General features: G+C 65.7%; 21 protein-coding genes. 4 read left to right on the forward strand and 17 right to left on the reverse strand.

Annotated features, from left to right (window positions below; all coding sequences use genetic code 11):
* Positions 1 to 3: 3 nt before the first annotated feature.
* The 7 genes from trbL to trbB are packed head-to-tail and all read right to left on the reverse strand — an operon-like array spanning position 4 to position 6271.
* Entirely contained in the window at positions 4 to 1272 is a 1269-nt protein-coding gene (trbL, locus tag VFG17_RS01400) for a P-type conjugative transfer protein TrbL (RefSeq protein ID WP_325027693.1), read from the reverse strand.
* Positions 1269 to 1523: a putative entry exclusion protein TrbK-alt gene (gene trbK-alt / locus VFG17_RS01405; protein WP_325027694.1), complete on the reverse strand. Its 255-nt coding sequence runs from the start codon at positions 1521 to 1523 to the stop codon at positions 1269 to 1271. The genes trbL and trbK-alt overlap by 4 nt, the downstream gene beginning before the upstream one ends.
* Position 1524: 1 nt before the next feature.
* Positions 1525 to 2244: a P-type conjugative transfer protein TrbJ gene (trbJ, locus tag VFG17_RS01410; protein ID WP_325028284.1), complete on the reverse strand. Its 720-nt coding sequence runs from the start codon at positions 2242 to 2244 to the stop codon at positions 1525 to 1527.
* 13 nt (positions 2245 to 2257) lie between these two features.
* Complete coding sequence (gene trbE, locus VFG17_RS01415; protein ID WP_325027695.1) at positions 2258 to 4693, reverse strand: conjugal transfer protein TrbE; 2436 nt, start codon at positions 4691 to 4693, stop codon at positions 2258 to 2260.
* On the reverse strand, positions 4690 to 4959 hold the full coding sequence (locus VFG17_RS01420; protein WP_325027696.1) for a VirB3 family type IV secretion system protein: 270 nt from the start codon (positions 4957 to 4959) through the stop codon (positions 4690 to 4692). Before VFG17_RS01420 ends, trbE begins: the two co-directional genes overlap by 4 nt.
* Complete coding sequence (locus VFG17_RS01425) at positions 4959 to 5291, reverse strand: TrbC/VirB2 family protein (protein ID WP_325027697.1); 333 nt, start codon at positions 5289 to 5291, stop codon at positions 4959 to 4961. The genes VFG17_RS01420 and VFG17_RS01425 overlap by 1 nt, the downstream gene beginning before the upstream one ends.
* Positions 5288 to 6271 (reverse strand): P-type conjugative transfer ATPase TrbB, encoded by a 984-nt coding sequence (trbB, locus tag VFG17_RS01430; RefSeq protein WP_325027698.1) that lies wholly within the window; start codon positions 6269 to 6271, stop codon positions 5288 to 5290. Before trbB ends, VFG17_RS01425 begins: the two co-directional genes overlap by 4 nt.
* 208 nt (positions 6272 to 6479) lie before the next feature.
* On the opposite strand from trbB, the gene VFG17_RS01435 reads away from it, so the two are divergent.
* The 4 genes from VFG17_RS01435 (at position 6480) to VFG17_RS01450 (ending at position 8825) form a co-directional block, all read left to right on the forward strand.
* Positions 6480 to 6992: a helix-turn-helix transcriptional regulator gene (locus tag VFG17_RS01435; RefSeq protein WP_325027699.1), complete on the forward strand. Its 513-nt coding sequence runs from the start codon at positions 6480 to 6482 to the stop codon at positions 6990 to 6992.
* A 64-nt stretch (positions 6993 to 7056) separates the two neighbouring features.
* Positions 7057 to 7389: a hypothetical protein gene (locus VFG17_RS01440; protein WP_325027700.1), complete on the forward strand. Its 333-nt coding sequence runs from the start codon at positions 7057 to 7059 to the stop codon at positions 7387 to 7389.
* Positions 7390 to 7428: 39 nt separating this feature from the next.
* Positions 7429 to 7902, forward strand: a complete 474-nt coding sequence (locus tag VFG17_RS01445) for a hypothetical protein (RefSeq protein ID WP_325027701.1) — start codon at positions 7429 to 7431, stop codon at positions 7900 to 7902.
* A 137-nt stretch (positions 7903 to 8039) separates the two neighbouring features.
* Entirely contained in the window at positions 8040 to 8825 is a 786-nt protein-coding gene (locus VFG17_RS01450) for a JAB domain-containing protein (RefSeq protein WP_325027702.1), read from the forward strand.
* Between the two features lie 43 nt (positions 8826 to 8868).
* Here the strand turns inward: VFG17_RS01450 and mobF are convergent, their stop codons facing one another.
* From mobF to VFG17_RS01500, 10 genes are all read right to left on the reverse strand, one after another.
* The gene (mobF, locus tag VFG17_RS01455) at positions 8869 to 11652 is read right to left on the reverse strand and encodes a MobF family relaxase (protein WP_325027704.1); all 2784 of its coding nucleotides are present in this window, start codon (positions 11650 to 11652) and stop codon (positions 8869 to 8871) included.
* Positions 11652 to 13541, reverse strand: coding sequence for a type IV secretion system DNA-binding domain-containing protein (locus tag VFG17_RS01460; protein WP_325027705.1), 1890 nt, complete (start codon positions 13539 to 13541; stop codon positions 11652 to 11654). The genes mobF and VFG17_RS01460 overlap by 1 nt, the downstream gene beginning before the upstream one ends.
* Complete coding sequence (locus VFG17_RS01465; protein ID WP_325027706.1) at positions 13538 to 13906, reverse strand: hypothetical protein; 369 nt, start codon at positions 13904 to 13906, stop codon at positions 13538 to 13540. The genes VFG17_RS01460 and VFG17_RS01465 overlap by 4 nt, the downstream gene beginning before the upstream one ends.
* Before the next feature lie 316 nt (positions 13907 to 14222).
* Positions 14223 to 14882: a lytic transglycosylase domain-containing protein gene (locus VFG17_RS01470; protein WP_325027707.1), complete on the reverse strand. Its 660-nt coding sequence runs from the start codon at positions 14880 to 14882 to the stop codon at positions 14223 to 14225.
* A gap of 77 nt (positions 14883 to 14959) precedes the next feature.
* The gene (locus VFG17_RS01475; RefSeq protein ID WP_325027708.1) at positions 14960 to 15292 is read right to left on the reverse strand and encodes a DUF736 domain-containing protein; all 333 of its coding nucleotides are present in this window, start codon (positions 15290 to 15292) and stop codon (positions 14960 to 14962) included.
* 19 nt (positions 15293 to 15311) lie between these two features.
* Positions 15312 to 15878: a S26 family signal peptidase gene (locus VFG17_RS01480; RefSeq protein WP_325027709.1), complete on the reverse strand. Its 567-nt coding sequence runs from the start codon at positions 15876 to 15878 to the stop codon at positions 15312 to 15314.
* Positions 15875 to 16393 carry a DUF2840 domain-containing protein gene (locus tag VFG17_RS01485; RefSeq protein WP_325028285.1) on the reverse strand — a complete coding sequence of 173 codons (519 nt, stop codon included), beginning with the start codon at positions 16391 to 16393 and terminating at the stop codon, positions 15875 to 15877. Before VFG17_RS01485 ends, VFG17_RS01480 begins: the two co-directional genes overlap by 4 nt.
* A 26-nt stretch (positions 16394 to 16419) precedes the next feature.
* Positions 16420 to 16662 (reverse strand): helix-turn-helix domain-containing protein, encoded by a 243-nt coding sequence (locus VFG17_RS01490; protein WP_325027710.1) that lies wholly within the window; start codon positions 16660 to 16662, stop codon positions 16420 to 16422.
* 101 nt (positions 16663 to 16763) lie between these two features.
* On the reverse strand, positions 16764 to 17291 hold the full coding sequence (locus tag VFG17_RS01495; RefSeq protein ID WP_325027711.1) for a DUF2285 domain-containing protein: 528 nt from the start codon (positions 17289 to 17291) through the stop codon (positions 16764 to 16766).
* A complete protein-coding gene (locus VFG17_RS01500; protein WP_325027712.1) occupies positions 17254 to 17541 on the reverse strand; it encodes a transcriptional regulator domain-containing protein in 288 nt (95 codons plus the stop codon). Before VFG17_RS01500 ends, VFG17_RS01495 begins: the two co-directional genes overlap by 38 nt.
* Between the last annotated feature and the right edge of the window lie 117 nt (positions 17542 to 17658).

Raw genomic sequence — 17658 nt, forward strand, 5'->3', positions numbered from 1 at the left:
GGATCAGTCCTTTTCGCTGATGTCGGGAGCCGAGCCGCCGCCATGGCTGTCGCCGCTCTTCAGGGTGTGCGCACCGATAGTGGCGCCCTGCGTCACCATCTGTCGGCGCCGCATCGCGGCGGCCCAAGCGGGCGGCGCATCGGCGGTCCGAGCAGGGGCAGGCCCGTCGCGCCCGGCCGCGAAGTTCGCCCGAAGCTTCTCCGCGGCGCGGCGCAGCGGAGATGCGGCGCCGCTCGCAGTGGTGCGTGCGACATTGGCGAGACCTGAGCTGACCGCTCCCGCGCCGCTCTTCCCGGCCGCTCCCGCCGAATAGGCGGCCGAAGCGCCGCCGATACCGCGAGCCCCGGCAGCGGCGGCGCCGCGCGCCGCAGTGGCTGCCGCGCCGCCCGCAAGGGTCGCGCCCGCGGCGCCGGCAGCAAGCGTCGCGCCCGCCGCGACTGCGGTCCCCGCGGCGGCGCCAGCTCCGAGCTGCGGTCCGCCCGCGACGATGCCATTGGCGATGCTCGGCCCGAAAACGCCGAGGCCTAGAAGCGTGAGCGCCCCGAGCGCGATCGCCATCGCTTGCTCGATATCGGGGTCGGGGCCAATGCCGGCATCAATAAAGCGATCGAACAAGGTTGTGCCGATACCAGTGATGACCGCGAGCACGAGCACCTTGATGCCCGAGGATATGATATGCCCGAGTACGCGCTCGGCCATGAAGGCCGTCCGCCCGAAAAAGGCGAAGGGAATGAGGACGAACCCAGCGAGGGTCACGAGCTTGAATTCGAGGATCGTCACGAAGACCTGCACCGCGAGGATGAAGAAGGCGAGCACAACAATCACCCAGGCGACGAGCAGGATCATGATCTGGACGAAGTTGGTGAAAAGCCCGACGGGTCCCAAGAGGTCCGCACTGGCATCGAGAAGCGGCTCGGCCGCATCGAGCCCGGTCGCCGCGACAACGCCGGGACGCATGAAATCACCGATCGCCATTGCTCCACCGCTCGCCTTGAGCCCAAGGCCCGCGAAGCTTTCGAGCATGATCGTCGCGAGGCTCTGGAAGTTGCCGATGATGAAGGCGAACACGCCGATGTAGAGTGTCTTCTTGACGAGACGCTGCAGCACATCCTCGTCCGCACCCCAGGCCCAGAAGAGGGCCGCAAGCGTCACATCGATCACGATCAGCGTCGACGAAAGGAAGCCGACCTCGCCGCCGAGCAGGCCGAAGCCGCTGTCGATATAGGTAGAGAAGACCGACAGGAACTGGTCGATCACGCCGGTATCGTTCATGTCTCATCCTTTTCCTGGCCGAAGAAATGGCGGCGTCGCGTCTCCCAGGCCGCTTCGCATTCGGGGTCGGCGACGGTGACCGTGCGGCAGCGGCGGAGCGTCTCGGCAAGCTCTGGGCGTGCGTCCGCTCCGGAGATCCGAGGGGAAGCGGGCGCACGCGGCGCGGGCGGGTCGACCGCAGCCAGAAGCGCGATCGTCAGTGCCATGCCGCCGACGATCGCTCCGGCGACGAGCTTCCCCGCCCGGCTCATCTCAATGGCCCTTGCGGAAGCGGCGGAAGCGTTCGCGCCCTTCGGCCTCAGCCGCCGCCGCGCGTGCGGCATCGAGCATTTCGGCGCGCCCTTGGGCCGAGATCGCGGCGGCGAGATCGCCGAGCTGCTGCGACTGGAGCGCGAGCAGCTGGTTGCCCGCCTGCGCCGCCTGTAGCGCGCCGCTCGCCGACTGGCTGGCGGTGACCAGCGTCGAGATCGACTGGCGTGCGGCGCCCATATTGGTGACGACACCGGCCTGCACCTTCATCGCGTCCTGGAAGGCGCCGACGCTGTCGTTCCAGCGTGCCTCGGCATTGGCAACCATTGCCGCCTGCGGGCCGGCCAGCGCCGCACCCCTGTAACGCCCCTCGAACGTCTTCTGAATGTCGCCGACATCGAAGGCGACGCGCTGCGCTTCGCCCAGCAGTTCGCGGGTGCGATCGACCTGCCCCTGCAGCTCCCGCAGCGTCGAAGTTGGCAGGCTCTGAAGGTTGCGAGCCTCGTTGACCAGCGACGTCGCCTGGTTCTGGAGCTGCCTGATCTGGTTGTTGATCTGCTCGAGCGTGCGCGCGGCGGTCAGGATATTCTGGGCATAGTTGCGCGGATCGTGGACGATTCCGCCGACTTGGGCGGCCGCAGGGGCGACAACTGCGCCGGCGGGCAGCGCGGCGATCACAATCAGGCCGGCGAGGGCCGCACGGCGAAACAGGCACGACTTCATCATATTCACTCCTTCAGGGGGCTGCGATTTCAAGATGGCCGAGCAGATCGGCGGCCCAGGTGAGGCCGCGGTGGCGCAGCCAGGCTGCGGCGAACTGCTGCTGCCCGTGCGCGGCGATGAGCTCGCCGATGCGGATCTGGTCAGATTTCGAGGAGGCGGCGGCAAAGGCGAGCGCGATGTTGCCGAGACCGAGGTCGAAGAGCCGGTTGCCGTGCCGCGACTGGCAATAATAGTCACGCTTGGGCGTTGCCCGACTGAGGATCTCGATCTGCCGCTCATTGAGTCCGAAGCGTTCATAGACCCGCGCGATCTGCGGCTCGGCCGCGCGTTCGTTCGGCAGGAATATCCGCGTCGGGCAGCTCTCGATGATCGCGGGCGCGATGCTCGATCCTTCGATGTCGGCAAGGCTCTGCGTCGCGAAGATCACGCTCGCATTCTTCTTGCGGAGCGTCTTGAGCCATTCGCGCAGCTGCGCGGCGAAGGCCGGACTGTCGAGGACAAGCCAGCCCTCGTCGATGATGATCAGCGTCGGCGATCCGTCGAGGCGTCCCTCGATGCGGTGGAAGAGATAGGACAATACCGTCGCGGCCGACGCGGCCCCGACGAGCCCTTCGGTTTCGAGCGCCTGCACGCGCGCCGACCCCAGATGCTCGGCCTCGGCATCGAGCAGCCGGCCCCACGGACCCCCGACGAGATAGGGCGACAGTGCGAGCTTCAAATCCTGCGACTGGAGGAGCACTGCCAAGCCGGTGAGCGTCCGCTCGGCGACTGGCGCGGTCGCGAGCGAGGTCAGCGCCGACCAGAGATGCTCTTTCGCTGCCGGGTCGACTGCGACACCCTCTCCGGCGAGAAGCGCGGCAAGCCATTCGGCCGCCCAGGCGCGCTCGGCTGCCTCGTCGATCCGGGCGAGCGGCTGCAGCGCGACCGAGCCGTCGCTGCCGGCGTCGTGGAGCGCGCCGCCCAGATCCTGCCAGTCGCCGCCCATGCCAAGCGCCGCAGCGCGGATCGAACCGCCATAGTCGAAGGCGAAGATCTGGCTGCCTGGGTAGCGCCGGAACTGCATCGCCATCAGCGCGAGCAGTACCGATTTGCCGGCGCCCGTGGGCCCCACGACGAGGCAGTGGCCGACGTCGCCGACATGAAGCGAAAGGCGGAACGGGGTCGAGCCTTCGGTCTTGCCGTACAGCAAGGGGGCATCACCGAAATGCTCGTCCCGTTCCGCCCCCGCCCACACCGCCGAGAGGGGGATCAGGTGGGCGAGATTGAGAGTGGAAACCGGGGGCTGGCGGACATTCGCGTAAACATGGCCGGGCAGACTCCCGAACCAGGCCTCAAGCGCGTTCACGCCCTCGACCGTGCAGGTGAAGTCGCGGCTCTGGACGATCTTCTCGACCAGCCGGAGCTTCTCGGCCGCAAGCGCCGGATCGCGGTCCCACACCGTGATCGTCGCGGTGACATAGGCGATGCCTGCCTCGTCCGCGCCAAGCTCCTGCAGCGCCAAGTCGGCGTCGGCCGCCTTGTTCGAAGCATCGCTGTCCATCAGGACCGACGCCTCGTTGGTCATCACCTCTTTCAAGATCGCGGCGACCGACTTGCGCTTCGCGAACCATTGCCGCCGGATCCGGGTCAGCAGCTTGGTGGCATCGGTCTTGTCGAGCATGATCGCGCGCGACGACCAGCGATAGCCGAAGGCCTGCCGGTTGAGTTCGTCGAGCAGGCCCGGGAAAGTCACGCTCGGGAAGCCGGTGATGGTGAGGGTGCGCAGGTGATGATCGCCGAGCCGCGGCTCGAGACCGCCGACGAGCGCTTCGTCGGCGAGGAGGGCATCGAGATAGGCCGGGGTCTCCGGCACCCGGACGCGCTGGACTTTGGTCGAGACGCAGCTGTGGAGATAGGTCAGCGTCTTGCCGTCATCGAGCCATTCGGCCTCGGGCATGAAACCCTCGACCAGATGGAGGACGCGCGAAGTGCGATCGATGAACCCGGCGAGCAGCTCCTTGGGGTCGACCCCGGTCTTCGAGCGCCCCTCATAGAGCCAGGCCTCGGCGCGCGCGGCCTCTTCGGCGGGCGGCATCCACAGCAGGGTCAGATAATAGAAGCTCTCGAAATGCGCCCCTTCCTCGCGGAATTGCTCGCGCCGCTCGACGTCGACGAGCTCGGACACGATATCGGGGAATTCGGATACCGGATAGGACAAGGCAGGGACACGCTGCGCCTCGACGAACACCGCCCAGCCCGATCCGAGCCGACGCAGCGTGCTGTTGAGCCGCGACGTCACCGCGACCAGTTCGGCGGGCGTGGCGCTGTCGAGGTCGGGCCCGCGGAAGCGCGCCGTGCGCTGGAAGGAGCCGTCCTTGTTGAGCACCACGCCCTCCGCCACCAGGCAGACCCAAGGGAGAAAATCGGCGAGGCGGGCGGATTTCGATCGATATTCGGAGAGATTCATCATGAGCGCATCCAGACGGGATATTTGAGGTGACGGCGGGCGACATCGACGAACTGCGGATCGCGGCGGGCGGCCCAGACCGAGAGCGCATGGCCGACAGCCCAGATGGCGAGACCGACGATCCAGAGGCGGAGACCGAGCCCGACCGCGCCGGCGAGCGTACCGTTGACGATCGCGAGCGACCGCGGCGCGCCGCCCAGCAAGATGGGCTCGGCCAGCGCCCGGTGGACCGGCGCGAAGAAGCCCGGCACCTCCGCTTCCCGGCCCATCAGACGAGCGCTCCACCGCCGAAGGAGAAGAAGGAGAGGAAGAAGCTCGAGGCGGCGAAGGCGATCGACAAGCCGAACACGATCTGAACCAGCCGGCGAAAGCCGCCCGACGTATCGCCGAAGGCAAGGCTGAGCCCGGTCACGATGATGATGATCACCGCCACAATCTTGGCGACCGGACCCTCGATGCTCTCAAGGATCGATTGCAGCGGCGCTTCCCAGGGCATCGACGAGCCGCCGGCATGAGCAGGAGCCGATACCGCAAGCGCGACGAACAGCGCGGTCGAACATAGCATGACGCGGGGCGCGCCATGCCGGAGGGCGGGGATCATAGATTTTCTCCTTCACGGGTGATGAGCGGGGTCAGGCGATATTCGACGTTCAGCCGGTCGAACCCGTCGATGCGTGCGAGTTCGGCGAGACGCCGCCCTGTCCCGTCGCGGACGAGAACCGCCACCAGATTGATCGTCTCGGCGAGCAGCGCGCGCGGCACAGTGATCACGGCTTCCTGAATGAGCTGCTCCATGCGGCGAAGCGCGCCGAGCGCGGTGCCGGCATGGATCGTTCCGACGCCGCCGGGATGACCGGTCCCCCATGCTTTCAGAAGGTCGAGCGCTTCGGCGCCGCGGACCTCACCGATCGGAATGCGGTCGGGCCGCAGCCTCAAGGATGAGCGGACGAGATCTGACAGAGAGGCGACACCATCCTTCGTGCGCAGCGCGACAAGATTGGGCGCCGTGCATTGCAGTTCCCGCGTGTCCTCGATCAACACGATCCGGTCGCTGCTGCCGGCCATTTCGGCGAGCAGTGCATTAGTCAGCGTGGTCTTGCCGGTGCCGGTGCCGCCAGCGACGAGGATGTTAAGCCGATCGCGAACGCCGCAGCGAAGTGTGTCCGCGGCGCCCGCCGACATGATGCCCGAGGCCACATAATCGCCGAGCGTGAACACGGCGATCGCCGGTTTGCGAATTGCAAAGGTCGGCGCGGCAACGACTGGTGGCAATAATCCCTCGAAACGCTCGCCACCTTCGGGCAGCTCGGCCGATACGCGCGGGGCGGCGCCGTGGACTTCGGCGCCGACATGATGCGCAACGAGCCGGATGATACGCTCGCCATCGGCGGCGCTCAGTGTGGCACCGCTATCCTCGATCCCCTGCCCCAGCCGGTCGACCCAGAGCCGACCGTCGGGATTGAGCATGATTTCGATGACCTCGCGGTCGGCGAGCCAATCGGCGATCGCACCGCCCATCGCGGTTCGCAGCATGCGCGCACTGCGATGACGCGCCTCCAGCCGGATCGGTTCTGCGCCCATCGGGATCCCCGTTTTCTAGGAGCAGAGCACTGCGCCCGGCTCGACGGGGACGAGTAAGAGACGCAGAAGAAACCCGATTTCAACAAGGTTTTCGCGCCGTCGTACCGTCTCGTAGAAAGACAGGCCGTGGCGTAGGTCGATCCGGAGCGGAACCGATAATAATCATGCTGGAACTTGTGAAACGCCCGATTTTGACAACAGTGTAACAATGACTGATTCGGGGTCGCAGCCGTCAGAGGATGAAGTGCGCTGGGCGCGGCTCACGGACAAGCAGCGCGCTTGTCTCGATTTGCTGGTCGAGCGGCAGACATCGAAGCAGATCGCGCGTGAGCTCGGGATCTCCAAACAAGCCGTCGATCTCCGGCTGACCAACGCGCGCAACATATTGGGAGTCCCGAACCGCGACGAGGCTGCGCTCATCTACGCCCGGCTGCGGCAAACCTATGATCGGATACCATGTGATCCGATCATACTGGCGCCGCGGCCGGCATTGATGTCATTCGACTCTCCGAACGGCGGGTTGCCCGAGGCGATCCACGACCGCGGCTCGCCGACAAACGAGCCGGAGGGCAGTCGCCCACCGTTCGGGGATTTCTGGAGGCGTGATCATGCCCGGGTCAGGCGAGTCTGGATCATGGCGGCCCTGCTGGTCGGCTTGGCCCTGCTCATCCTGACGGGACTTGCGATTGCGCAGGCGCTGACGCGGCTGATCTCCGGCTGATCCCATTTACAAGTCCCAATGTCGATAGCCGAAGCGCGATCGCGCTTTCGGAAAAGGAGAAGTCATGTCCAAGGAAATCACATTCACAGCTGCCCGCCTTGCTCGCGACGTTCCGGCCGCAGAGATCAGGCTCGACGACGCCCTGATCGCTGTTTCGTCGCTGATGACGAGCATCGTGACAGCGCGCCGTGACACCGTCGGCGTGCCCGCGGCAAAAGGCCATGCCACGATCCAGCGGCTCATGAAGGCGCAAATCGCCCTCGTCGGGGCGAGCGGCGACATCCTTCGCGTCCATGGCGACCTCGCCGACATCGGGCAAGCGACCGCAGGCTATGATCTGCACGAATGTCCCAAGACGGCGCGAAGCGATGCGGCTCCCCTCGCGTCGGTCGCCTGATCGGTTGACCAGGAGCGATCGGCATGGAAATCTGGAGCGGTGCGCATCGCCTTGTTTCTCGCTTTCTTGCTGGTCGCTACGGGCTACGCCCTCTGGCGCGGCGGCGGCCCCGAACGCGCGATGGCGGCGATCGCGCTGACGATGGTGGGAGCGGACCAACTGCTCCATATCTTTGTGCCGCCGGAATTTGCGGCGCTGGACATCGGGCATCTCGCGATAGATTTGTTCGGCGCGGCGGCCACATTCGTGCTCGCACTTTTTGCGCATCGCTTCTGGCCCATGTGCGTCGCCGTGCTCCACATGCCTCCCCTCCTCGCGCACACGAGCAAATTGATCGATGTGACGGTGCAACCGGCCGTCTATCTCACGATGCAGGTGGCGACGTCCTGGCCGGTTCCGTTGATCCTCATCCTAGGAACCTGGCGTCACCGGCGACGGCTGGCGCGCGGCGAGAGCGAACCATCCTGGCTGATCTCATCGCCGCGGTCGATCCGGCGAACAGGCATGCGATAGCGGACGCCCTGCTCGCGGAGTATCGCACGCTCGCGCGTCTCTGGACCCAGTCTCCGCGATCTCTTGGGCGGGTTCTCGGGAAGGACAACCCCGTCATCGCGATGCTCTGCGCTGCGCGCGCAGCAACGCTCGAAGCGATGCGCTCGGAAGTCTCCGGCCGCGCCATTGCGCCGTGGGATCCCAAGCTGATTCAATATTTGCAAACATCGATGGGCGCTCTTCCGCTTGAGGTTCTCCGCGTGCTGTTTCTCGATTCTGCACGGCGCGTGATTGCCGACGAGCAGATGCAGAATGGGACAATTGGTCAGCTGACAATCCATGCGCGCGTCATATTCCGCCGCGCGCTTGAACTCGATGCAGCCGCGATCATTCTTGTCCACAACCATCCCAGCGGCGACCCGAATCCGAGTCGGGGCGATATCGATGTCACCGAACGGCTGGTCGCGATCGGCTACGCGCTCGATGTCGATCTGCTGGAGCATATCGTGGTGACGAGCAGCGACCACCAGATGATCTTGAACCGCCGGGCGAGGCCGAGACGGCGGCCGTCGGAACGGCTCGGCGACAGCGCCAACCAACGAGTTGAGGCCGGCCTCGCGCTGGAAAACGCGCATAAAATTGCTCGACGCAGGCTGCTGCGTCGCCAGCTCGTCGGCGCGGACGGGTTGTTCGGCGAGCCGGCCTGGGACATTTTGGTCGACCTTTTCATTCACGAAGGCCAGGGCAAATCGGTATCGACGGGTTCCGCCTGCATCGCGTCTGGACTTCCTAGATCTTCCGCGCTCAGGTTGCTTCAGAAGCTCTGCGATGCCGGCCTCGTCGTCCGCGAGGCCGATCGCGACGACGGGCGGCGGACATATATCCGGCTGGCCCCCGATCTCGCGCATCGGCTCACTGCTTATTTTGCGGCGGGCGAAGAATGATCGCATGCGATCTTCAATCCCCGCGCGTCGATATGGGCGATCGCTATAGCCCGGCGCCGAAACGGGAAGACAGACTGTTTGCCAAACCGCTCCCGCTCACCTTGGCTGCAACAGGCTGCGCAATCGCGGCCTGCGCGATCGCGGTCTGGACCGTACCGGCGCGCTCGTTGATCGCCGAGATCAGTTTCGCTCGGTCATTGGTGACGATCGTTGCCGACAGCTTCGCGCGAGAAATTCCAACGTAGAAGCTTTTCTGATCGACCAGATTGGTGGCGCGGCTGTCGGCATGAATTATGACATGATCGGCCGTGCGGCCCTGGGCCGCGAAGGCTGTGTCGACATAGCCATGGGCGATGTGCCGGTCGCGGGCGGTATCGAGCCGCAAAGTCTGGACCTGCCCTCGCGCGCCGCGAACGGTGGCGACCTTGGTCTTGGCATCTACAGCCGTCACTTCCACACGCGCGCCATTCACCCGTCCCGCCTCGCGATCGTTGCGCGTAAACCGGATGCTGTCACCACCCCGTAATTCCAGCCTTTGCGCCTCGAACACCTGCACCTTGCCAGCACCCCATTGCCGCAGCCGCCAATCCACCTCGCGCCCATCCTCAGCCCTCAGCGCAATCGCAGCCTTGGCCGGATCGATGCCTTCGACTCTAAAGGCCTCACCGCGCGCTACGCCCTTATCGGCATAATCCTGGGAGAAGCGGACGACATCGCCCTTGTCATAGCTCAGCGGATCGTTGGCCTCGGCGCGGGTGAGCCCTTTGTTGACGAGACTTTCCACGGTGACAGCCGGTCCCCTCAGTTCGCCCGATCGAATAAGCGCCTGACGAATATCCCGAGTAAGAGTATCGCGGCCCTCGCGCGACGGTTCAATGACGATTGTGCGCGCACGGCTCGCCTTATCGAGACCGGCATAGCGCTCGGCGATAGCGGCGAAGCGCTCCGATCGGTCGGCGCCCTCGATGATTTGGCCGCTGCCGCGATCGAGCGCGGCCAGCGCCTTCTTCGCATCGCCCTCGATCGATGCCAGCACGGCCTCCTTCGCGGCGGCGTTGGTCTGCCGCACGATTTCGCCGAGCTTGGCGGTTTCCATGCCCGCGGCCTGCAACTGTCCGAACGCCGCGCCCGCCTCGACTGAGCCAAGCTGCTTCACGTCGCCGACCAAGATGACGCGGGCATTTTGCTTTTCGGCCGAATCGAACAGGCGGGCAGTATCACGAGCCGACAGCAGCGAAGCCTCATCGACGATCCATACGGCGGGCTGACCGGACGCCGACTGCCCCGGCGACAGCATATGGCGCGCGACCGTATCGCCGCGTGTCCCAAGCGCCTCGCCGAGCACCATCGCGGCCGATGCGGTCGGTGCCAGCGCGACGACGAAAACGCCGCGCGCCTCTGCTTCGCGCGCGCAGGTCGCGAGTACAGTGGTCGTTTTGGCGGTACCGGCATAACCTTGCACCGCGGTGATCCGATTACGGCTGGTCAGAAGCTCCTCGGTCGCGGCGCGCTGATCGTCGTTCCAAGCAAAGCCAGCACGCTCGGCGTGACGCGCGGCAGTAGCGACCGCTTTGGCCGCCGCCATCGGCGATGCGATCGGCGCGAACGCACCGCGGCCCTCAGTTTCAATGCGCAACAGCCGCGTTTCGGCCTCGATATTCTGACGCGTGGTTACCCCGGCGAACTCGGCGCCGCGTCGGTCAAGATAAGTGCGATCGATCAGGTCACCCCGCGCGCTTGCCGCCTCAATCGCTTGCCCGATCTGTGCGTAGCTGACTTTTCCGAGTCCGACACGTCCCGCTTCCTCATGCAGGACGGCCACCGAAAACACCGATCGCCGCTCGCCGAGCTTGTCTGCGGCATGGGCGACCGCCCGCGCGCCTGCGTCCGTCCGCTCTAAACTGCCCGCTCCACGCGCGACGCTGGTCTGCGCGTCCCGGACGAGCGTCAGACGCGCGCTCACATCGAAGCCAGCCCGGTCGGCGGTTTCGCGCCAGTCCGCGACCAACGACGCCTGATCGGCTGCGACCTTCGGCTGCCGCGTGTCCAGTGCTACCACCTGCTTCTCGGCCGCGCCGGCTTCCTTGCGCGATGTGCCGCGTTCGCCGAGAGCGGCTTCGATTTCGGCGCTGCGGGTGCTAAATGCCGTCATGACGTCATCGGACACACCCCTGATTTCAAACATCGACTCCTTGGCCGTCTCGATTTCGTAGCCGAGTTCACGGACTTTGAGCGCGAGCTCCTGCCGGTAGATCGCACCGATCTGCTTCTGGAGCTGATAGATAGCGCGCGGTTCGAGGCTGCGCCATGATCCGTCCTCGCCCTGTGTCGCGTTCATGATGACATTATGCGTGTGAAGCTGCGGGTCCTGCGCCCGGCTGGTCCCATGCTGAAAACTGGCCACGATCAGATTGCCGGTCGATTCACGGACCACCGTGCCGCCGTGCCGGACGCGGGTCGCGGCCATATGGGTTTCGACATGTGCGAGAGCCGTCTTCACCGCTTGCCCGTGCGCCTCGATCAACCGTCGGTCGCCCGCGACTTCTGCCATGATCGACACCGACTTGGGCGCACTGAGGGTCACGTCCCAGCCGGGCCGATGTTCAAGCTCGCCGCCGCGGATTGTGCCAAGCTGCTGATCGCCGATCTTGCCGTCTAGCAGTTCGCGGAAGTCGTTGCGATCCACCTCGCCGGACATACCAAGCTCCTCGGCGCCCTTGCCATGCCATTCGGATGGCGACAGCCCGCCCTCGGCATAATAGTCGTCAGCCTCATAATAGGTTCTGGCCTGCGCCGAGCTGGTCAGCGCCGATAGCGAAGCCACCATCAGATCGGCCCATCATCGCCATTGGCCGCGGGCGGCGCCGGTTTCTTCTTCGCCTTCGGCTTCGGCTTCTCGGTCGCCGCTGGCGCCGGATCTTCCAGCGTTTCCTCCAGCGGCGCCAATGATCGATGCCACAGGCTTGTCTTGGGGTCTGCTGCGACGAAAGCAGGTTGCCGCGGATCACCACGTCGCGCGATATGATCGGCGGTGAGCGAGATGCGCGCGACCGGGAACCCGTCGGGGAACAGCAAATAACCCTCGTGCCGCGGGAGGCGAAGTTCGCTTTCGAATACGGCGGGCCGGGTCTTACGCTGCCGCCCGAGCGTCATCCTGGGCTTGTCATCGCCTTCGCCGAGTGCGCCGCTCATGGTGTGAAGCTCGACCTCGCAGGTTCCGATCGTGTCGCTTGCCCATTGCCGGGAATCCGCGTCGGTCATCTGGAGGAAGAGTTTTGTGTTGCAGCAGCCCAGCATCGATTCGGACAAATCCTTGCCGTAGCGATGCCGCATCAAGCCGATGGCCTGGAAGGTGATCACGACCGCGGCGCCGAACTTGCGGCCCTCGGGCAGCAGACGCGCAAGATTGTCGACGGGGGGCAGGTCGGCGAGCTCGTCGAGCAGAAACCAGATTCGCCGCTCGGACGATGGCGAAAGCCCGAGCATTGCACTGGCGGCACATTCGAGCCAGCAGGCGAGCAGCGGTTTCGACGCCGCGAAATGCTCCTCCTTCCGTGGCACGAAGATCCACGGCTTCGCCCCCTTCCGCTCGTCGAGCCCGGTAATGAAATCGCGGAAGGCGAAAGCCTTCTCGCCTTCCTCTGGCATTCGAAGGAACTGGATCAGATTTGCGGCCTTCGCGAGCATGAAGAGCACGCTGCCGGTGGCCCGGTCGGCATCGTCGGAGAAGGTGCGCGCCGACGACGTGTCCTTCAGCCAGTCCTTGAGTTTGTCCTTGTCCCACTTTTGCAGCGCCTCGAGCAGGTCGGGCAATGTGCATTTCTTCTCCTTCCACAATTCCCGAAGTATGTTCGCGACCAGGATGCGGCTCGTCTCCAGCCAGACGTCGTTGTCCTTGTCGCCGGTCTCGGGAATGAGCTGCTGCGCAATACGATCGGCGTCGGCCGGATGCGCGATCTCGGCGAAGGGAGACCAATAGACGCAGCGGGCATCGAATGGATTGAGGATGATGTCGCCGCACTCGGGCCGGTAATAATGAGCGATGAACTCGCCGCTGGTATCATAGACCAGCGCGGCCTCGCCGCGCGCCGCAATCCCGTCGAGCATTTGGCGCAGCACCGTCGTCTTGCCGCTGCCGGTCGTTCCGACCATCGCCATGTGCCGGGTTTCGAGACGGCGGGGGAAGGGGATGGGACCGATGGCCAGCGGATGCTTGCCGGCTTCGCCTCGCGCCAGTTTCGCGAGCTCCGTCTCCGACGTCACCTTGGTGCCGTCGATCACGCGATCGCGGAGCGCGCGTTCACGTCGGCGCGCGGCGACATCGCGGAGCAGGAACAGCCCCGACAGCCATGCAATAAAGCCCAGCACGGCGCCGCGCATGACAAACGACTTGGCGATGCTCGCCCGGCGAACCCAATAGGGATCGGTCGCGACCGTGCGAGCGGGCGTCAGATAATCCGCCCCCTTGTAACGGACCACGATCCCCGGATCGCCGCCGCCGCTGCCCGCGAACCAGGACAGCATCTTCGCATGATAATGGGTGCCGGCGTCCTGCACGATGCGAGGATCGAGCATGAGATAGGGCGCGACCAGACCGCCGAGCGCAATCGACGACAGCATGATGGCAATTTGCCGCTTGAACCGCCGCGTCTGGGCGTAGCGAAGATGACGCCGCAGCGTCTCGGCGTGGAGCCGGCGATCATGCGGCTCGCTCATGGCCGTTCCGCCATCGCGGCGAGCTGCCGGTCATAGGCCCGGTTGGTCTCCGCGGTGATGACCTCGTCGGTCTTCTCGCCGCCCATCGCTGCGCTGCGCGCATAGCAATAAGCTGCGCACGCGGTAAACAGGGTGCGGTCGAGCATGCGCTCGACATCGGCGAGACGGGTGCTGATCGACGCGACCTCGGCGACAAGTTCATGCGATCCACCATCGGCGGCTGGCAGGATCAACTGCGCGTTCACACCGGCCTTCACACAGCGCTGGAGCATTTCGTATGGGGTGACATTCTGCTGCGCCGCGAGCTTCTGCATGGCCTTGTCGACGGCGGCTGGCACGCGGACGGTATATTGGATTGTCTTCATCAGGCCACCCGCGCGAGAGTGCGAGTCGTACTCTCGAATATGCGCGAGAATCCGCGACTTTGCAGCAAGCCGCGCTCCCTGTAGTCTAATCGTACTCTCGAAAAATGGCGGAAAAGCTGGATGCACCCGTGCGTGAGGTGTGTATCCAAATTACGGGTCCGATGCGTAGCATCGCGGCCCCGCAACCTTGCTTCCAATGCCATCGGTTCGGTAGTGCTCTGCGGTCCCCTTGAGACCGCTCTGTTGTCGCGGGTCCGATCCGGCCTGTGACGATAAAATGACACGCCCCAGGGCGAGCGAGAGTCGGTGGCCGTCATCAGCGGTCCTTTCCAGACAGCGTTACAAAAAGGGGGTTGAGAGTGGCAGGACGCGCCCGCAGTTCGTCTTCGGGCTGCCGAGGCGGAGGCAAAGTCGCTGCAACATTTTCGCCAGGCGGCAGCGCGCCCGGTGCTGCGAAGAGTCCTGCATCGCGCCAGCCGGGCGCTGCCACCGACATCTCGGAGGTGGTAGAGACGCGTCGCCATGAACCGAGCTCGGGCGCGATCGCAGCGACATAAGCGACCGTTTCGGCGGGCAGCCCTCGCCGCCGCGCGGCATAAGCATCGGTGCGTCCGGGACCGGCATTATAGGCGGCCAGCATCAAGCGGATGTCGCCATAGCGGTCCCACATCGCGCGAAGATAGGCTGCGCCGGCGTGGATATTGGAACGAGCGTCGAACGGATCATTCCCGAGCCGATACTTCGCGGTCAGCATCGCCCAGGTCGCGGGCATGACCTGCATCAGTCCCATCGCGCCGGCGCGCGATACGGCGCGCCGGTTGCCGCGGCTCTCGGCGTGCATCACCCGCCAAATCCAGACCTCGGGGATGCCGAAGCGCTGCGCTGCCTCCGTGACCGATGCGGCATAGGGATGGCCTTCGCTACGCACTGGCGGTGCCGCATGGGCCGTGCTCGACGCGCAGACGAAAGCGGCCATAGAAGCGGCTCCAAGTGCGGCGAACCGCAGCACGAGAACAAGTCGAGCGCCGTTTGACAGCAAATTGCGCGTCGTCATCAGTTGCTCTCGCGTATCGGGAAACGAGACCAGAGCAGATACCGATTATCGTCTTTCTGGCCGGAGTGCAGAAGATGGGCGCGCATCGGTTCGGTCAACGCGGGATCGTTAATTTGCAAAGCGATATAGGCGCCCGCTACCTCACCGGTTCGGTTCCAGCCCACCCCGGTCTCGGCGCCCTCGCCTTGGCTGCCAAGACAAAGCCGCCACGCCGGCGCGCCGTCGTCGCCCATCGCGGGGGCCGGAACGATGCTGAGTTCAACGTCCAATGTAAGCGAACGGAGGCGCCCGACATAGCGGTCGCCGCTCATGCGAAAGATACCGATGATCATGCGCGTAACTCCCGATCGTTCAGAGAAAAAGCGGCGCGCCGGCGTCCGGGCGCCAGCGCAGCGGCGCACCGGGCGCGGCGCGCGTGAGGATCGGATGTGCCACCCCGAGCAAACCAGCGACGGGCAGCGGCCCGAAATAGCGACCGTCGAGGCTGTCCGGCGCCGCATTGACCAGGAAGAGCTGGTCACGGCCGACGATCCGGCAACCGGCCCAGACAGGGAGCGGGCGACCGGTCCGATCGCGCGACAGCGCGCGGGCAACCGCGACTCCGTCGACCGTGACGAAGACGCCGGAACGGCAGACGAGCGCGCCGGGAAGGCCTGCGACCCGCTTCAGCAGCGGGACGCCGCGTGGCAAATATCCGCGCCGCGCGAGGAATGTCGCGAGCGCGGGCGGCGGGGCGATGGCGACATGGTCGCCGAGCCCCGGCGGCGCGCCGACATCGATCCGGTAGAGACCGGTCGGCGCGCTGGCGCTCGCATTCCATAGGAAACGCGGCGCGGGCTTCAGCCACGCGACCGCGACGAATAATGTGCTGAAGATCGTCGCGGCCGCCGCCGTGGCGCGGAGCGCCCGGCGGTTCACGACCCGACCGCCCGGCGGCGAAGCCACGCCAAGTGGCGGTCGCTGGAATAGGGCCGGAATGGCAGACCGGCGACAATCCGGCTGCCGACATGGCGCCAATGATCGGGCGCCGCATCGCACGCATCGATGCCGATTGCTTCGACCGCGTCGATCGCCTCGAGCATCTTTTGCACGTTCGGCCAACCGTCGATCAGCGCGAGAATGTCCGCGCCGGGACGGATGAACGGCAATTTCGCACAGGGTTCGCCGGGCGCCACCGCGACGGCGAGCGCGATGGTCGAATGGATCGTCCCGAAGTCGTTCGACGTCCAGCGCACATAGGCAAAGACGGCGCCGGGCCGGAAGGCCGCGACGCGCGTGGCGCTGCTCAAGATGCGCTCAGCCGCGATGCGGCCGAAGCGGATCCACTGCTCGTGTCGCCCTTCGATCCAGGTCAATTCGACCTCGGTGAACGCGGCGACACGCGGCGACGGATGTGCGCCAGCGTTGCACCTTGCGGTCAGCGGCGGGCACATCGCCCGTTCAAAATTGGCGGACCGCATCAGCGCTGCGCCCGCCGCGCCGGATGTACGGTGCCAGTGCCGGGATCGGACGTCGACGAACGCCGACCAAGTTCGACCCAGGCATCGAGTTCGTCGATCGCGTAAACGACGCGGCCGCCAAGTTTGCGATAGGCGGGGCCCGTTCCATAACAGCGGTGCTTCTCCAGTGTCCGGTGCGAGAGGCCGACCCGCTTGGCGGCATCGGGGGTCGTGAGAAAGCGCGGCGGGTGACCGTTCGTCATTGGAGGGCTCCTTCCAGCGTTCGGACCCAAAGCGCGGGCCGGCGGGCGATGTCGCGTGGTGGCGCGAAAGCGGCCTCGCGGGGAGCGGCTGAATTGCGGTGCTATTTTTGTCGCCCCGCCCGGCCTGCCAGCAGCGCGCGATAACCGCCCGCCGCCAGCGCCTCGGCTTCGCGGATCAGGCGCTGGGTTCGGCGTCGTTCGGGCGAGGATTTCCACGCAGCGCCGCGGCCCACATCCAGGCGCGGATAGATGAGCCGACGCGCGACCTCATGGCTGGTCGCATCCCGTTCGCCGCGAAGGTCGAGAATCGACAGCAACAGATCGAGGCGCTGCGATTGGTAAGAGGTCGGCCAGCCGACTGGCGAAGCGGGCGTTATGCCGCGCAGCCAACGTTCAAGATTGGACACCGCCAGCAGGCGCGTCTCGGTCATGGCATCGCACAAAATCAGGGCAGCGAGCGGAACAATCGCCGGATCGCAGCGCAGCCAGATCCGTTGCCAGATGGAGCCGTCGCCGAGTATATAATGACCGCCCCCAAGCGACGCCCGGTAGCCAAGGCGATGCGTCAAGCGAGCCGGATCGAAGTGCGGTTCAGCCGCAATCCCGCGCGGCGCAGCGTCGAAGATCACGACATAGGGGCAGACCGCAGCATCCCAGAAGGCGGGTGCTGCAGCCGCAGAAAGACGCGGATCGGCCGGGAAAGCAGAGGCCCCATCGCCGGGCCATAACCTCCTGCGACGCCGGATCGGCGTGGCGATCCGACATCACGCTGTCATAGGAACGGCGATAGTGCGGGCTGCGGCGCAGAAATTCCTGGGCATAGCCGGGAAAGTCGAGGCGCAGCGCCCGCTTGCTTTCTGCCGTCTTCTCCACCGCCATAACAGCCTCCAGGGAGGCCGAAGCGTTGGCGAAATGCGGGCATGCGCCAATTCCAAGGCGCGGGGATGCCCATCCCCATTTATGGGTATCCCGCCCGGCAGCTGCCGGGCGGGACCC

Source organism: Sphingopyxis sp., assembly GCF_035686825.1.
Lineage (GTDB): Bacteria > Pseudomonadota > Alphaproteobacteria > Sphingomonadales > Sphingomonadaceae > Sphingopyxis.

What these genes read in the sequence shown, in the direction of transcription:
- VFG17_RS01420 (WP_325027696.1), bottom strand. Translation starts at nt 4,959, where the DNA reads ATGGGCCGGGAAGCGGAGGTGCCGGGCTTCTTCGCGCCGGTCCACCGG.
- VFG17_RS01460 (WP_325027705.1), bottom strand. Translation starts at nt 13,541, where the DNA reads ATGAGCGAGCCGCATGATCGCCGGCTCCACGCCGAGACGCTGCGGCGT.
- VFG17_RS01440 (WP_325027700.1), top strand. Translation starts at nt 7,057, where the DNA reads ATGTCCAAGGAAATCACATTCACAGCTGCCCGCCTTGCTCGCGACGTT.
- VFG17_RS01450 (WP_325027702.1), top strand. Translation starts at nt 8,040, where the DNA reads ATGCGCTCGGAAGTCTCCGGCCGCGCCATTGCGCCGTGGGATCCCAAG.
- trbB (WP_325027698.1), bottom strand. Translation starts at nt 6,271, where the DNA reads ATGGGCGCAGAACCGATCCGGCTGGAGGCGCGTCATCGCAGTGCGCGC.
- VFG17_RS01475 (WP_325027708.1), bottom strand. Translation starts at nt 15,292, where the DNA reads ATGATCATCGGTATCTTTCGCATGAGCGGCGACCGCTATGTCGGGCGC.
- VFG17_RS01490 (WP_325027710.1), bottom strand. Translation starts at nt 16,662, where the DNA reads ATGACGAACGGTCACCCGCCGCGCTTTCTCACGACCCCCGATGCCGCC.
- VFG17_RS01465 (WP_325027706.1), bottom strand. Translation starts at nt 13,906, where the DNA reads ATGAAGACAATCCAATATACCGTCCGCGTGCCAGCCGCCGTCGACAAG.
- VFG17_RS01425 (WP_325027697.1), bottom strand. Translation starts at nt 5,291, where the DNA reads ATGATCCCCGCCCTCCGGCATGGCGCGCCCCGCGTCATGCTATGTTCG.
- trbK-alt (WP_325027694.1), bottom strand. Translation starts at nt 1,523, where the DNA reads ATGAGCCGGGCGGGGAAGCTCGTCGCCGGAGCGATCGTCGGCGGCATG.
- VFG17_RS01485 (WP_325028285.1), bottom strand. Translation starts at nt 16,393, where the DNA reads ATGTGCCCGCCGCTGACCGCAAGGTGCAACGCTGGCGCACATCCGTCG.
- trbE (WP_325027695.1), bottom strand. Translation starts at nt 4,693, where the DNA reads ATGATGAATCTCTCCGAATATCGATCGAAATCCGCCCGCCTCGCCGAT.
- trbJ (WP_325028284.1), bottom strand. Translation starts at nt 2,244, where the DNA reads ATGAAGTCGTGCCTGTTTCGCCGTGCGGCCCTCGCCGGCCTGATTGTG.
- VFG17_RS01470 (WP_325027707.1), bottom strand. Translation starts at nt 14,882, where the DNA reads ATGGCCGCTTTCGTCTGCGCGTCGAGCACGGCCCATGCGGCACCGCCA.
- trbL (WP_325027693.1), bottom strand. Translation starts at nt 1,272, where the DNA reads ATGAACGATACCGGCGTGATCGACCAGTTCCTGTCGGTCTTCTCTACC.
- mobF (WP_325027704.1), bottom strand. Translation starts at nt 11,652, where the DNA reads ATGGTGGCTTCGCTATCGGCGCTGACCAGCTCGGCGCAGGCCAGAACC.
- VFG17_RS01500 (WP_325027712.1), bottom strand. Translation starts at nt 17,541, where the DNA reads ATGGCGGTGGAGAAGACGGCAGAAAGCAAGCGGGCGCTGCGCCTCGAC.
- VFG17_RS01435 (WP_325027699.1), top strand. Translation starts at nt 6,480, where the DNA reads ATGACTGATTCGGGGTCGCAGCCGTCAGAGGATGAAGTGCGCTGGGCG.